Here is a 13,379-nt window from a genome sequence, read left to right as displayed (position 1 = left end):
CTGCCACTGGTCACAGGCTGTTGAGGGCGCCGGAGCGCCGGACGATGAAGAGGTACAGGGTGATGATCGCGATCGGTACCAGCGAGACGGCGGCGGCGAAGGGCAGGTTGTTCGCGGCCCCGACGTTCGCGTAGACCACGGTGCCCAGCATCTGGGTGGTGCCACCGACGATCTGGGCCGTGATGTAGTCCCCCAGCGAGAGCGAGAACGTAAAAATCGTCCCGGCAATGATGGAGGGGACCAGCAGGGGAAACATAACCAATCGCATGGTGGTCAGCGGTTTCGCGCCCAGGTCCCCGGAGGCTTCCAGCAGCGAATCGGGGACCCGGTCGAAGCCCGCGTAGATCGGCAGGATCATAAACGGCAGCCAGATGTACGCCAGGGTCAGGATCACGGCGGTTTCGCTGTAGCCCGGGGATTCCAGCCCGATCGGCGCCCCCAGCCACTCCAGCAGGCCGCCGTCGGCGAGCACGTTCCGCCAGGCGTAGGCCTTGACGAGGTAGCTGGCCCACAGCGGCATCAGCACCGCCACCACCAGCAGTTTCTGCCAGCGCGGGCTGGCCACCTTGGCGATGAAGAACGCCATCGGCAGCGCCAGGACCAGGTCGATCAGGGTCACGGCGATGGCGATCCACAGGGTCCGCAGGGTGATCCGCTGGTAGACCGGATCGGTCAGGACCGTCACCACGTTCTCGGTGGTCCATTCAGTGGACACCTTGCCGGTGAAGGTGTCCACGGTCCAGAACGCGGTGATCAGCAGCGCCGCCAGGGCGGCGATGTAGACGAGCACCAGCCAGCCGGCGGGGGCCGTCACCAGCCCCGCCAGCCGAAGGTTCGGCGAGCGGTGGAGAAGGGCCGAGAACCTGTGGGCCTTGGGCCGGGGCACGGCGGCTGCTGCCGGCGGCGCCCCGGGGACCGGGTGCTGCGTCTTGAGCGTCATCTCAGCCCTTGATCTCCGTCCAGGCCTTCGTCCACTCCGAGTAATCCGTGCACTTCACGTCCGTGCGGCCGTCCAGGCATTTGGCCACCGGGGTGGTCCAGTACCAGATCTGCTTCGCGTAGGCCTCGTCACCGGAGTGGTAGGTCTCGCAGTGCGCCTTGTCCTTGGTCAGCTCGCAGGCCTTGGGGTTGGCCGGCGACTCGCCGAAGTACTCCGCCACCGCCGCATTGGCCGCGGGGCTGGCGATGTAGTCGAGCCACAGGTAGGCGCAGTTCTTGTTCTTGGACTTCGAGCCGATCATCCAGGTGTCCGACCAGCCGGTGGCGCCCTCCTCGGGGAGCAGGGTCTTCACGTTGGTCCCGTTCGCGGTTGCGATGTTGGCGCCGACCTGCCAGGTGGTGCCGACCACCGTGCTGCCGCTGGCGAAGGCCTGGACCTCCTTGACGACGTCGCTCCAGTACTCGCCGATGTGCTGGCGCTGCTGCTTCAGCAGGTCCACGGATGCCGCGAGCTGGTCCTTGTCCAGCGCGTAGGGGTTCTTGATCCCGAGTTCCGGCTTGTGGGCCATCAGGTACACGGCGGCGTCGGCGATGTAGATCGGCGAGTCGTAGGCGGTGACCTTGCCGCTGTGCTGGGCCGCGTCGTCGAACACGGCGCGCCAGGAGGTGGGTGCCGGGGTGACGGTGTCCACGGAATACATCAGCAGGTTGGCTCCCCAGCCATGGGGCATTCCGTAGTTTTTCCCGTCCACCGTGTTCCAGGCCTTGTCCTTCAGGAACGGGTAGACGTCGGCGTAGTTCTTCAGCAGGTCCATGTTGACGGGCTCGACGTCGTTGCCGGCCACCAGCCGCAGCGAGGCGTCCCCGGAGGCCGAAACGACGTCGTACTGGCCGGTGCGCATCAGGGTCACGGCTTCGTCCGAGGTGCCGAAGGGCTTGAAGTTCACCTTGCACCCGGTCTGGGTCTCGAAAGGGGTCACCCAGTCGACGGCGGGGTCGTTGCTGCCGTCCTCGACGTAGCCCGGCCACCCCAGGATGGAGAGCTGCCCTTCGCCCTGGCCGATTTCTGACTTTACCGGCTGCGCGGACGGGGAGGCAGATCCCCCGCCGGTGGTGCCGCAGCCCGCCAATGCGAGGGCTGCCGCCGCGGCCGCCCCCACCACGAGGGAGGCCCGATTCCTTGATGCCATGATCCTTACCTTTCGTTGTGGGGGTGAAACTGGTCCGCGGGTGGGTGCCCGGCTGGAGCGTCAGGAGCCGGCGGGCGGCAGCCAGACGGCGGCGTCGTCGTCCCAGCTCACCGTGACACGCCGGTCCAGCAGTTCCGCGTCGCCGCCGGGCAGCGTCTCCGGGGCGAGAACGACGACGGCGGGACCGTCGTCGAGCTGCACCCGCACCTGGGTGGCGTGCCCCACGTAGACGAGGGCGGTGACGGTTCCGGGCCGGGAAGTGACGCCGGTGCGCGGTTCCGGCGCCGCCGTCCACGACAGGCGGAGCCGTTCCGGCCGGATGCAGACCTGCTCCGCGCGGCCGTAGAGCTTCTGGGCCTGGGCGGCGTCGAAGATGTTGGAGGTGCCGACGAAGTTGGCCACGAACGCACCGCCCGGGCGCTCATAGATCTCGTGCGCCGTGCCGATCTGTTCCAGGCTCCCGTTGTTGAAGACGCCGATCCGGTCGCTCATGGTCAGGGCCTCCTCCTGATCATGGGTGACGAAGATGAAGGTGATGCCGAGCGAGCGCTGCAGTTCCTTCAGTTCCAGCTGCATCTGCTGCCGGAGCTTGAGGTCCAGGGCGCCGAGCGGCTCATCCAGCAGCAGGACCTTCGGCTGCACCACCAGCGCGCGGGCCAGGGCCACCCGCTGGCGCTGGCCGCCGGAGAGCTGGGCGGGCTTGCGTCCGACGAACTTCCCCAGCTGCACCCGTTCCAGGGCTTCGCGGGCCCGCTCCTGGCGCTCCTTCCGGGGCATGCCCCGCACGCGCAGTCCGTAGGCGACGTTCTCGACGAGGGACATGTGCGGAAACAGTGCATAGTCCTGGAACACGGTGTTGAGGTCCCGTTCGAAGGGCGCCATCCCCGTGACGTCCTTGCCCTCGAGTTCGATGCTCCCCGAGGTGGGCAGCTCGAAGCCGGCGATCAGGCGCAGGACGGTGGTTTTGCCGGAGCCCGAGGGCCCGAGCATGGAGAAGAATTCGCCTTGGCGGATGTCCAGGTCCAGGTTGTTGACGGCGATAGTGTCCCCGAAGACCTTGGTGAGTTTCCGCATGCGGATCGCCGGAACCGCGTCCGTTTCCGCCTGTCGTCCGGCGGCGAGCGTTTCGGTCATGGGGTGCGCCTAACTCCGTTGCCGGATCGTCTTCGATGCGACACAGCAGGGTGTGACCCGGGCCACAGCTGGCTGTTGGGCCAAATACTATTACTCCATAGGTTTTGTGTATAGACCCCCGCGAAAGCCCGGCTTAGGATGGATCAACCGGGCACCGGCAGCCCCCAGCGCCGGCTCTTGGCGCCAGGTGCGGTGCCAGGAACGCGACGCCAGAAACTGCCAGGGAGGCCCGGATGCTGCTGACACCGCAGGGCGCATCCCGCAGCCTGGCGGCCGTGTTCACCCCGATCAAATCCCGGGGCCTGGTGGACGAGGTGTGCGGCCGGATTGAACAGGCGGTGGAAACCGGGCTGCTCACCAGCGGCCAGCGGCTGCCCAATGAGACCGAACTCGCCGCCGCCCTGGGCGTCTCCGCGGTGACCGCGCGCGAGGCCCTGTCCCAGCTGCGGACCGCTGGCATCATCCGCACCGCCCGGGGCCGCAACGGGGGAAGCTTCATCGCCGACGACGTCCTGCCCTCCCGGGAACGGGCGCTGGACCAGCTGCGGGAACTGACCCGGCTTCAGATCAGCGACCTGGGGCTGCACTACCAGGCCATCGCCGCAGCCTGCGCCAGCGTCGCGGCCCGGCGCTCCGACGCCGCGGATGTGGCCACCCTTCGTTCCTTCATCCCGACGGCGGAGGCCGATCCGCTGCACTGGCGGCTGGCGCTCTCCGAGTTCCTGCTCGAGGTGGCCGCCATTGCCCGCTCGGCCAGGCTGGCCCGGGAACTGATCCGGCTGCAGGCCGATCTGGGCACGCTCACTCTGCTGCCGTGCGCCGACGCCGGCTACCGCGTGACGACCGCCGCACTCCTCGGGGAGGTCGCGGCCGCCGTCGAGGCCCGCGCGCCGGCCGCCGCTGAAGCCGCCGTAAAAGATCTGGTCGCCGCCACCACGGACTGGCTGCTGACCGAGCAGTCCAAACGCCACTGACCACCCCGGTTCCTTTCGAACTAGCTAAGGCAGAGACACGATGTCGGAAACCACCGCCTCCACTGACACCATCACCGTGCACACCGGGGAACTGGACGCCACCATCACCGGGATCGAGGACCGGCTCGCGGCATGGGCGGCGGACACCGGAACCGCCCTCGCCGCGCTCTCCGGCAGGGTCACCGGCACCGCCGTGGACAAACTCATCCGGCCGGTGGTCGAGGACCTGGTCCGGACCCCCGACGGATACGTTGCCGGCGCAGGATTTCTCGCCAACGCCGGGCTGCTGGGACCCGAACGCAGCTACATCGCCTGGTGGCAGGGCGAGGAGCTGGAACACGTGGACGCCCTCGCCAATTTCAGCCCCAACTCCATCAGCCGCTACGTCAGGTCCGAGTGGTTCCGCGTCCCGGTGGAGACCGGCCAGGCCCATGTGACCGGGCCTTACGTCGACTTCCTGTGCACGGACGAATACGTCCTGACCTTCACGCACCCGGTCTTCTGCCGCCCAGGCGGTCCGGTGGTGGGCATTGTCGGGATGGACGTCACCGTGCAGCGGCTGGAGCGCGGCGCCATGCCCGCCCTGCGCCGGATCGGGGAACGCGCCACCCTGGTCAATCCGGACGGCCGCGCCATCGTCTCGGCCGCCCCGGACATCGCCGCCGGAGACCTCACCGCCGCCGCGGAGGGCTGCAGCGTCCATCCCGTGGGCAGGAAGTTCCGGATCTGGAGCGGAGCCACGGCGCTCTGACCCGGCGCGGTCCCATCGAGTGCTCCAGAACTGCCGTTATGGACCCTCAAAACGGCGGTTCTGGAGCACTCGATGGTGGGGTTCGGCAAGGGTCGTGCCGCGGGGGTCCCTGGGCGGGGGAAGCTGAGGGTTCCGGGCGGGGACGCGGGGATCCCGGGCGGGTTCGCCTCTTCGTTGGGGGTGTTGCTAGGCTGGAATCAAGACCCCGCCTCAGGGGCCTCCGGACGACGGTTCAGTACCCGGCACGCGACAAGACTGGCCACTGGAGCTGTCATGTCGTGGTTAATTCTCATACTTTCCGGGTCGCTGGAGGCCGTCTGGGCCGCGGCCCTGCACCGGACCGCGCAGGCCACGGGCCGCCGCCGGATTGCACCGGCCGCCGTCTTCCTCGTCTCGGTGCTGGCCAGCACCGGCGGGCTGGCAGTCGCCATGCAGACCATCCCGACGGGCACCGCCTACGCCGTCTGGGTGGGTGTCGGCGTGGTGCTGACCTCTGCCTACGCCATGATCAGCAAAGTTGAGCCCGCGACCGCGGCGAGGATCCTGCTGCTCGGCGGGATCGTCGCGTGCGTAGCCGGCCTGAAGCTGGTGGCGTGATGACCGCCGGGAACCGCACACCGAAACCGGAAACCACGGCGCCCGCCGCCACCGCAGCCTGGCTCATCCTGCTCGCCTCCGCCGTGCTGGAGGCGGTCTGGGCCACGGCCCTGGGCCTGTCGGACGGTTTCACCCGCCCGCTGCCGACCCTCGTGTTCGCGCTGACCGCGACGCTGAGCATGGCCGGGCTGGGTCTGGCCGTGAGAAGCATTCCGCTCGGCACGGCCTACGCCGTCTGGGTGGGGATCGGCGCGGCCCTGACGGTCGGCTGGGCGATGGCGACCGGCGTCGAACCGGCCAGTCCGCTGAAATTGCTGTTCATCGCGGGGATTGTGGGCTGCGCGGCCGGGCTGAAGCTGCTGCCGGCGGCGAAATCCGCGGCTACCCCCGCGCTCCCGCCCAGTTAGTGTCCGTCCGGGCGGATGATCCGGGTCGACACGCCGCGGCTGCGGCCCGATCGGCGGCAGTAACTGGGCAGGAGCGGAGGAATACTCCGGAGCGGGCCCGGGTTGGGGGTAGAAACAGCGAAAGGGAGACCCGATGAAGGCAGCAACAGTCATGCTCGGCGACGGTTTAACGGTCAGTCCGCTGGGGTTCGGCGGCATGGCCCTGACCCCGGTGTACGGGGAGGTGGATCCGGCCGAGGCCCTGCGGACCCTGCACCATGCGGTGGATGCCGGGGTCAGCTTCATCGACACCGCGGACATCTACGGCGGCGGCGGCAACGAGGAGCTGATCGCCCGGCTCCTGGCGGAACGCCGGGGCGAGGTGCAGCTGGCCACCAAGTTTGGGCTGGTCGGCACGCCGTCCACGGGCTACTCCGATATCCGGGGGGACGCCGCCTATGTGCGGCAGGCGGTGGACCGCAGCCTGCAGCGGCTGGGCACCGACACCATCGACCTGTACTACATGCACCGCCGCGACCTCCGCGTTCCGATAGTGGAAACCGTGGAGGCCATGGCGGGGCTGGTGCGGGCCGGCAAGGTGCGCCATCTTGGCCTGTCCGAGGTGACGGCCGAGGAGCTGCGTGAAGCCAGCAGCGTCCACCCGATCGCCGCGGTCCAAAGCGAGTGGTCCATCTGGAGCCGCGATGTGGAACAGAACGTTGTTCCTGCCGCGGCCGAGCTGGGGGTGGGGTTTGTGCCCTACTCGCCGCTGGGCCGGGGATTCCTCACCGGCACCGTGGACGCGTCAACGCTGGGCAGCAACGACTTCCGCCGCAACATCCCGCGCTTCGCCGAGGCGGCGCTGGACGCCAACAAGGGTGTGGTCGCGGCCGTGCAGTCCGTCGCGGCTGAGCTTGCCGCCGCCGGGCAGGCTGCAACTCCTGCCCAGGTGGCGCTGGCCTGGCTGCTCGCGCAGGGCCGGAAGCTGGGGCTGCCCGTGGTCCCCATCCCCGGCACCCGCAGGGCGGACCGGATCGACGAGAACCTCGGCGCGTTGACGCTCGACTTCACCGCAGCGCAACTGACGAAACTCGACGCCGCCGCGGACGCCGTCGTCGGCTCCCGCTCCGCGGACCCCAACTGGGTGTCCCAGGGCCGTGAATAGCGCCTCCGTAGACTGAAGCCCATGGACTCGCTCATTCACTCGTTACGTGACATCACCATCCGCCGCATTTCGGTCAGCGAGATGGACAACAACGTGTATCTGCTCACCAGCAAAGCCTCCGGCGCGCAGCTCCTGATCGATGCGGCCGATGATCTGGCCGCCATCCAGGCGCTGCTGGCCGACGCCGCCGCGGATACCTCCGCGGCGCCGAAGCTGGCGCTGGTTGCCACCACCCACCAGCACTGGGATCATGTCCGTGCGCTGCCGGAACTGGTGGCGGCCACCGGGGTGAAGACGGCGGCCGGGACGGATGACGCCCCCGAGCTGCCGGTGCCGGTGGATGTGCTGCTGGACCACGGGGACGTCGGCAACTTCGACGGCTTCGATGTGACGGCAGTGCACCTGCGCGGCCATACCCCTGGGTCGATCGCGCTCGTGTACCAGGACCCGGAGGGCCCGGCGCACATTTTCTCCGGCGACTCGCTGTTCCCGGGAGGCGTGGGTAACACGCAGAACGATCCCGAACGGTTCGCCCAGCTGATCAGCGATGTCAGCGAGCGGCTGTTCGGTGCCTATCCGGATGACACCGTGGTGCACCCGGGCCACGGGAAGCCCACCACCCTGGGAGCGGAACGCCCGCATCTGGAGGAGTGGCGCGCCCGCGGCTGGTAGCTGGCGCCGCTGTTTTTTCAGACTGGCGCTGCGCTTTCGGACGGCCGCTACGGGGATCCCCGTAGCGGCCGTCCGTTTGTCTAGCGGAAAGCCGAAACCTTAGCGGCTGCGGCGTTCGTTCGACGCCGGGGCGGACGCGCGGCGGGGGCCGCCGCTGCGTGCCGGACGGCCTTCGCTGGAGCGGCCGTTGCCGCCGCCCCCGTAGGATCCGCCGGAGGTGCCGCCGGTGTTGGAGGACCAGACAGCCGCGTTGCCGCCGGTCTTGGCGCCGGCAGCTGCACGCTGGCCCGTTGCCGGACGTCCGCCGCGCTGGCCGCCGGTGGCGCCGCCGGTGCGGGGGGCCCCACCGCGCGGTGCGCCGCTCCGGGGTGCACCGGTGCGGGGAGCCGAAGCGCCCCGGGCGTCGCTGCGCCCTTCTGCGGCGCGGCCGTCCGAACCACGGCCGGCCGAGGCGCGGCCGCCGGCAGCCGGAACATCGTTCCGGTGGGTGCCGTAGGAGGTGGAGCGGGCGCGGACGCTGCGGCGCTCGGCGCGCTCGGCATCCTGCCGGTCCTCGTTGCGCTCAATCACACGGTCTGCTGCGTTGCGCGCGGCGGCCTGGCCCTCGTAGGCCACGGCACGGCGCTCGGCGCGGGGCAGATCGGTGCGGGGAGCCTCGGTGCCGACGCGTCCGCGTCCGCCACGGCCGCCACGGCCACCCGCGGTGGGTGCGGCCTGGGTGGTGCGGCGGGCGCGCTTGCGCTCGGCGTTGGCACCGGTGGAACTGCCGCCGCCCTGGTTGGACTTGGCGGCCAGCAGTGCGGCGCGGGTGCGCGGGTCGATCTTGTCGGCCATTTCGCCGACCAGCTGTGCAACCAGCGGCGAGTTGGCGGTGACGCGCTCGAAGTTAACCTCGACGCCGGCAGCCTTCATCAGCTTCTTGACGTCGGACTGCTGCTCCGGCAGGGTCAGCGTGACCACGGTGCCGTCGGAGCCGGCGCGGGCGGTTCGGCCCGAGCGGTGCAGGTAGGCCTTGTGCTCTGTGGGCGGATCCACGTGGATGACCAGCTCGACGTCGTCGACGTGGACACCGCGGGCGGCGACGTCGGTGGCGACCAGGACGCGGACTTCACCGGAGGAGAACTCGGCGAGGTTGCGGTCACGGGCGTTCTGCGAGAGGTTGCCGTGCAGGTCGACGGCGGGGATGCCGGCGTCGGTCAGGGTCTTGGCCAGCTTGCGGGCGTGGTGCTTTGTGCGCAGGAAGAGCACCCGGCGGCCGGCACCCGAGGCGAGCTCGACAATCAGCTGCTTCTTGACGGTCTGGTCGTTGACGACGAGCACGTGGTGTTCCATCGTGGTGACCGCGGCCTGAGATTCATCCACCGCGTGGGTCAGCGGGTTGGACAGGTAACGCTGGACGATCTTGTCCACGCCGTTGTCCAGCGTGGCGGAGAACAGCATGCGCTGGCCCTGGCTGGGGGTCATGTCCATGAGCTTCTTGACGACCGGGAGGAAGCCGAGGTCGGCCATGTGGTCGGCCTCATCCAGGACGGTGATCTCGACACCTTCGAGGGTCAGGACGCGCTGGCGGATCAGGTCCTCCAGGCGGCCCGGGCAGGCAATGACGATGTCGACGCCGGCGCGCAGCGCCTTTTCCTGGCGGGCCTGGGAAATGCCCCCGTAGATCACGGTGGTGTTCAGGCCCATGGCCGTGGCCATCGGCTCGATGGTCGCGTTCAGCTGGGTGGCCAGCTCACGGGTCGGCGCGAGGACCAGGCCCATCGGGCGGCCGGGCTTGCGGAAGTGCTTGGCTTCCCGCTCAGCGAGTCGTGCTACAAGCGGGATGGCGAAGGCAATTGTCTTGCCGGAGCCGGTGCGGCCGCGGCCCAGGACGTCGCGTCCAGCCAGGGTGTCCGGCAGGGTCTTGACCTGGATGGGGAACGGTTCAACGATTCCCTGGGCGGTAAGGGTGTCGGCGAGGGCCTTGGGCGTGCCGAGGGCAGCGAAAGTAGTCATATGTTTCAAAGGTCTTTCAGGCGGTATCCGTGCGGATATCGGCCCCCGGTGCCGGTTGGCCCAGGGGTTCGCCGAAGAAAAGTCAGGTGATCAACCGGCCAGCTGCCAGTTGGGGCGGCGGCCGGGACCAAATAGAACGCGTTCATCGACGCAGGATGTGCCTCTCACATGAAAAATTCCCACTCCCTGAAGGAATCCGAACGGAAATCCGCAGGGGAACCGGTTGATGAACCGGACCGATCATTCAAGACCAAAGTGGGCATCACTGCACATCAAGTTCCCTCAGTCTATCATCCGGCAGGGCCAGCGCCGTTTTGTGCGCTCAGCCCGACAGGCTGGGGGCCTGGAACAGCGGCACGTGCGACGCCGGCACGGCGGGCGCCGGGACCGCCACCCGCCGGATCACCAGCACTTCGGCGTCGATCAGCCGCCGGGTTCCGGTGCGCTCGTCCAGAATCCAAAAAAGGTCCGTGGCCGCCACCGTCCGGATTACCTCGCCCCGGTGGAAGAGTTTGCCGTTGTGCCACGCTTCAATCCCGTCCCCCACCGACAGCTCCCCACACGATGTCACCTGCTGCGCAACGTCTACAGTCATGGCCTGTTCCTTCCTCAGATCCGGATGCACCCCAGCGTCGTTCCGTTCTCCGGCTCCAGCCTCCACCACGGAGGTTTCGCGGGCGTTTCCGGGCGGTGATCTTCGTGTGTCGATTTCGGGCGCAGCCGATTTTCCGGTGTTGCCCGGAGCGTTACCCTGCCATGATGTGGGAAACGACCCCACAGCCCGATACACCAGAACCGGCGAGGACAACGATGACGGAACACAAGCACCCCGAGCAGTCCGGGGACGACAGCACTGGCAGTGCTGCCCAGGTGTGGGACGAGAAGTACCGCAGCCGGGCCAGAATTTGGAGCGGCGAGCCGAATCCGCAGCTGATAGCCGAGGCCGCGCAGCTTCCGCCCGGGACGGCCCTTGACCTGGGCTGCGGCGAGGGCGCGGACGCCATCTGGCTCGCCAGCCGCGGGTGGAAAGTCACCGCCGTCGATGTCTCCGCCGTCGCACTGGAGCGGGCCGAAGCGCATGCGCGGGAACGCGGCCAGAGTGGGCACATCACCTGGGTGCGGCAGGATCTGGCCAGCTGGGTGCCCGGGGAGCTCTTCGATCTGGTCACGGCCCAGTTCCTGCACTCCACCGTGATGCCCTGGCAGCAGGCCCTGCAACTGGCCGCCGCAGCCGTGCGGACCGGCGGCACGCTCCTGATTGTGGGGCACCACCCCGACGGGCTCCCGCCGTGGGGGCAGCACCATGATCACGCGGCGGAGCGGTTTTACACTGCGGAGCAGCTGGCCCGCGAGCTGGGCATCGAGGCACCCGAGTGGCGGCTCGACGTCGTCGACACGCGGCACCGCAGCGCCTTCGGGCCCGACGGCGAGGCCGCTGCCCTGACGGACGCGGTGCTGCGCGCCACCCGGCTCGCCGCCCGCTGAGCCCCGGCCGGCAGCAGGGACGCCGCTAGGATCCGCGGCAGCGAAGGCCAGTAACCGACGCCGTTATCCGTGACATCCAGTATTTTTGAAGCTATGACATTCATGACGTCGGTGACCCTCCCGCCAGGAGTGAGCGCATGCTGATCGTCTCGCTCCTGCTCAACATCGCAGTGCTGATTCCGGTCAGCCTTGTGCTCATCCGTCAGGGGCACCCCGCGACGTACGCGTGGGGTGTGCGCACAGCGGGGCGCGACATCCTTCTCGCCATCTACCTGTCGATCCTGCTCGTCTCCTGCGCGCTGCTGGCTGGCGTCGCGGTCTCCGGCGCCACTCCCCTGCTCGAGACCGCCGCGGCCTCGTTGCTGATCGTGCAGATCATCTACAAAGTCCTGACGGTCATCACCGTGCGGCACTCCCTGCGCAACCCCGTCGCACTCTCGAACCTCGGCATCGCCGCCGTGCACGCGGTGACCGTGGCAACGCTCGTGCCCGCGCTGCTGGCCTAAGGCGCCCGCCGGCGACTCCCTCATTGCCGCCTTCACCATCGTGACCTGCCCTCCGTCGTGCTCGCCTTCTTCGGCGTCAGCTGGACCGCGCGGACGGTCGCCCCGCGGTGACGCGTGGGGCCACCACGACGGCCGCGGCGCCGATCACCGCGGTGAGCGCGAAGACCCCGGCGAAGGACGCCGCCGTCGTGCCGCCCGCGGCCGTCGCAGTGTAGGCAGTAAAGATGATCCCCGTCGTGGCGAGGGACAGCGCCGCGCCCAGCGAGTCGGAAATGGACATTGCCGAACTGTTGAAGCCCTGGGCCTCCTTGCTGGACAGGGCAAGGGTCATCACGCTGAGGCGCGCGTACATCAGCCCCATGCCGCCTCCGGCCAAAACCCAGGCAGCGATCGCGACGGCCCCCGGCCAGTTGAGTACCGTGGTCGCCAGCACCAGCACGACGGCGGCGAGCACCAGGGCCGCGCCGATCCGGATCGCCCGGCGGTGGTCCAGGCGTACCCCGAGCCGGCCCTGGACTGCGGAGGCTGTGGCCCAGGCCACGGCACCGCCGGTGAGGGTCAGTCCGGCGAACGTTGGCGAGAAACCGTACCGCTCCACCAGCAGGTACGGCAGATAGACCTCGGCCCCGAAGAATGCGGCGGCAGCCAGTCCCCGCGTGAGAATGACGCTGGGGAGGCCGCGGCGGGCTGTCAGGGTTCCCCGCGGCACCAGCGGGCGGACGGCGATGAGCGCCACGACGACGGCGGCGACGGCCACGATCCCGCCGGCCGTCGGCAGTTGCGAGGAGAGGTTCAGGCCGAGCACGGCGAGCGCCGCCAGGGCGGCACAGGCCAGCCTGCCGTAGCCCGAGGACCGGCGCGGGGCGGGGGTGGAGCCGACCGCCGGGCCGGCGCCGTCCCGGGTCCCGGCGTCGGGCCGGGTCCCGGCGTCGTCCCGGGTCCCGGCGTCGGGTGTGCCGCGCAGCCCGCGCAGGGCCGGCACGATCATCAGCAGGGCCGGGACCACCAGCCCCACCACGCCGAGGAACACCCAGTGCCAACTCGCGAGCTGCGCCACGAGGCCAGCGGCGAAGGGACCCACCAGGGAGGGAATCACCCATGCCGCGGAAAACGCGGCGAAAATCTTCGGGTGCAGCGCCGGCGGATAGACCCGGGCGATCACCACGTACAGCGCCACCGTCATGGCGCCGCCGCCCAGTCCCTGGACCAGCCGGCCGGCGACGAGGGCAGTCATGCTCGCGGCTGTCCCCGCGATCAGCAGGCCCAGCGCGAACAGGGCCACCGAAGCGTATAGGGGGCCAACGGGGCCGCGCCGGTCGGACCAGTTGCCGGCAGCCACCATGCCGATGACGCCGGTGGCGAACGGACCAGCGAACGCCAGGGCGTAGAGGCTTGCGCCGTCCAGTTCGCGGCTGACCAGCGGCATGACCGTGGTCACTGCCAGCGATTCGAAGGCGGCCAGGAACACGAGGGCGCAGGCGCCCAGGGTCACCAGCAGGTAATCGCGGTGGAAGATGCCGGCTGATTCCAGACTCGGAGCGGGGGCGGTTCGGGGCAAGATGGCGGCCTGATCGGTAGTGATGGA

General features: G+C 69.3%; 14 protein-coding genes and 1 riboswitch. Of the genes, 8 read left to right on the top strand and 6 right to left on the bottom strand.

The window, feature by feature from the left end; all coding sequences use genetic code 11:
* Positions 1-10 precede the first annotated feature (10 nt).
* The 3 genes from QK291_RS09040 to QK291_RS09030 are packed head-to-tail and all read right to left on the bottom strand — an operon-like array spanning position 11 to position 3,263.
* Entirely contained in the window at positions 11-940 is a 930-nt protein-coding gene (locus QK291_RS09040; protein WP_282381000.1) for an ABC transporter permease, read from the bottom strand.
* A gap of 1 nt (position 941) precedes the next feature.
* Positions 942-2,129 (bottom strand): extracellular solute-binding protein, encoded by a 1,188-nt coding sequence (locus tag QK291_RS09035; RefSeq protein ID WP_282380998.1) that lies wholly within the window; start codon positions 2,127-2,129, stop codon positions 942-944.
* A 60-nt stretch (positions 2,130-2,189) separates the two neighbouring features.
* On the bottom strand, positions 2,190-3,263 hold the full coding sequence (locus QK291_RS09030; protein WP_282380996.1) for an ABC transporter ATP-binding protein: 1,074 nt from the start codon (positions 3,261-3,263) through the stop codon (positions 2,190-2,192).
* Positions 3,264-3,496: 233 nt separating this feature from the next.
* On the opposite strand from QK291_RS09030, the gene QK291_RS09025 reads away from it, so the two are divergent.
* From QK291_RS09025 to QK291_RS09000, 6 genes are all read left to right on the top strand, one after another.
* Positions 3,497-4,237: a winged helix-turn-helix domain-containing protein gene (locus tag QK291_RS09025; RefSeq protein WP_282380995.1), complete on the top strand. Its 741-nt coding sequence runs from the start codon at positions 3,497-3,499 to the stop codon at positions 4,235-4,237.
* Between the two features lie 40 nt (positions 4,238-4,277).
* Positions 4,278-4,988 (top strand): cache domain-containing protein, encoded by a 711-nt coding sequence (locus QK291_RS09020; protein ID WP_282380994.1) that lies wholly within the window; start codon positions 4,278-4,280, stop codon positions 4,986-4,988.
* 198 nt (positions 4,989-5,186) lie between these two features.
* Positions 5,187-5,252, top strand: a riboswitch (guanidine-III (ykkC-III) riboswitch).
* A gap of 9 nt (positions 5,253-5,261) precedes the next feature.
* On the top strand, positions 5,262-5,585 hold the full coding sequence (locus QK291_RS09015; protein WP_282380993.1) for an SMR family transporter: 324 nt from the start codon (positions 5,262-5,264) through the stop codon (positions 5,583-5,585).
* Positions 5,585-5,992 (top strand): multidrug efflux SMR transporter, encoded by a 408-nt coding sequence (locus QK291_RS09010; RefSeq protein WP_282380991.1) that lies wholly within the window; start codon positions 5,585-5,587, stop codon positions 5,990-5,992. The genes QK291_RS09015 and QK291_RS09010 overlap by 1 nt, the downstream gene beginning before the upstream one ends.
* 133 nt (positions 5,993-6,125) lie before the next feature.
* Positions 6,126-7,136: an aldo/keto reductase gene (locus QK291_RS09005; protein WP_282380989.1), complete on the top strand. Its 1,011-nt coding sequence runs from the start codon at positions 6,126-6,128 to the stop codon at positions 7,134-7,136.
* 21 nt (positions 7,137-7,157) lie between these two features.
* The gene (locus QK291_RS09000) at positions 7,158-7,808 is read left to right on the top strand and encodes an MBL fold metallo-hydrolase (RefSeq protein ID WP_282380987.1); all 651 of its coding nucleotides are present in this window, start codon (positions 7,158-7,160) and stop codon (positions 7,806-7,808) included.
* A 99-nt stretch (positions 7,809-7,907) separates the two neighbouring features.
* Here QK291_RS09000 and QK291_RS08995 read toward each other — a convergent pair whose 3' ends face one another.
* The gene (locus QK291_RS08995; protein ID WP_282380985.1) at positions 7,908-9,803 is read right to left on the bottom strand and encodes a DEAD/DEAH box helicase; all 1,896 of its coding nucleotides are present in this window, start codon (positions 9,801-9,803) and stop codon (positions 7,908-7,910) included.
* A gap of 322 nt (positions 9,804-10,125) precedes the next feature.
* The gene (locus tag QK291_RS08990; RefSeq protein ID WP_282380984.1) at positions 10,126-10,398 is read right to left on the bottom strand and encodes a hypothetical protein; all 273 of its coding nucleotides are present in this window, start codon (positions 10,396-10,398) and stop codon (positions 10,126-10,128) included.
* Positions 10,399-10,613: 215 nt separating this feature from the next.
* Here QK291_RS08990 and QK291_RS08985 point away from each other — a divergent pair, with 215 nt between their 5' ends.
* A complete protein-coding gene (locus QK291_RS08985) occupies positions 10,614-11,288 on the top strand; it encodes a class I SAM-dependent methyltransferase (protein ID WP_282380983.1) in 675 nt (224 codons plus the stop codon).
* Between the two features lie 137 nt (positions 11,289-11,425).
* A complete protein-coding gene (locus QK291_RS08980) occupies positions 11,426-11,794 on the top strand; it encodes a hypothetical protein (protein ID WP_282380981.1) in 369 nt (122 codons plus the stop codon).
* Positions 11,795-11,870: 76 nt separating this feature from the next.
* Here QK291_RS08980 and QK291_RS08975 read toward each other — a convergent pair whose 3' ends face one another.
* On the bottom strand, positions 11,871-13,352 hold the full coding sequence (locus QK291_RS08975) for an MFS transporter (protein ID WP_282380979.1): 1,482 nt from the start codon (positions 13,350-13,352) through the stop codon (positions 11,871-11,873).
* Positions 13,353-13,379 lie beyond the last annotated feature (27 nt).

The sequence above is a fragment of the Arthrobacter sp. AL12 genome (assembly GCF_029960645.1).
GTDB lineage: Bacteria > Actinomycetota > Actinomycetes > Actinomycetales > Micrococcaceae > Arthrobacter.
Note: the sequence above shows the minus strand (reverse complement) of the source record. Positions and strands in the feature narration are given on the sequence as shown.

Excerpts from the sequence above, each read along its gene's own strand:
- QK291_RS09040 (WP_282381000.1), bottom strand. The coding sequence starts at position 940 with ATGACGCTCAAGACGCAGCACCCGGTCCCCGGGGCGCCGCCGGCAGCA.
- QK291_RS09035 (WP_282380998.1), bottom strand. The coding sequence starts at position 2,129 with ATGGCATCAAGGAATCGGGCCTCCCTCGTGGTGGGGGCGGCCGCGGCG.
- QK291_RS09030 (WP_282380996.1), bottom strand. The coding sequence starts at position 3,263 with ATGACCGAAACGCTCGCCGCCGGACGACAGGCGGAAACGGACGCGGTT.
- QK291_RS09025 (WP_282380995.1), top strand. The coding sequence starts at position 3,497 with ATGCTGCTGACACCGCAGGGCGCATCCCGCAGCCTGGCGGCCGTGTTC.
- QK291_RS09020 (WP_282380994.1), top strand. The coding sequence starts at position 4,278 with ATGTCGGAAACCACCGCCTCCACTGACACCATCACCGTGCACACCGGG.
- QK291_RS09015 (WP_282380993.1), top strand. The coding sequence starts at position 5,262 with ATGTCGTGGTTAATTCTCATACTTTCCGGGTCGCTGGAGGCCGTCTGG.
- QK291_RS09010 (WP_282380991.1), top strand. The coding sequence starts at position 5,585 with ATGACCGCCGGGAACCGCACACCGAAACCGGAAACCACGGCGCCCGCC.
- QK291_RS09005 (WP_282380989.1), top strand. The coding sequence starts at position 6,126 with ATGAAGGCAGCAACAGTCATGCTCGGCGACGGTTTAACGGTCAGTCCG.
- QK291_RS09000 (WP_282380987.1), top strand. The coding sequence starts at position 7,158 with ATGGACTCGCTCATTCACTCGTTACGTGACATCACCATCCGCCGCATT.
- QK291_RS08995 (WP_282380985.1), bottom strand. The coding sequence starts at position 9,803 with ATGACTACTTTCGCTGCCCTCGGCACGCCCAAGGCCCTCGCCGACACC.
- QK291_RS08990 (WP_282380984.1), bottom strand. The coding sequence starts at position 10,398 with ATGACTGTAGACGTTGCGCAGCAGGTGACATCGTGTGGGGAGCTGTCG.
- QK291_RS08985 (WP_282380983.1), top strand. The coding sequence starts at position 10,614 with ATGACGGAACACAAGCACCCCGAGCAGTCCGGGGACGACAGCACTGGC.
- QK291_RS08980 (WP_282380981.1), top strand. The coding sequence starts at position 11,426 with ATGCTGATCGTCTCGCTCCTGCTCAACATCGCAGTGCTGATTCCGGTC.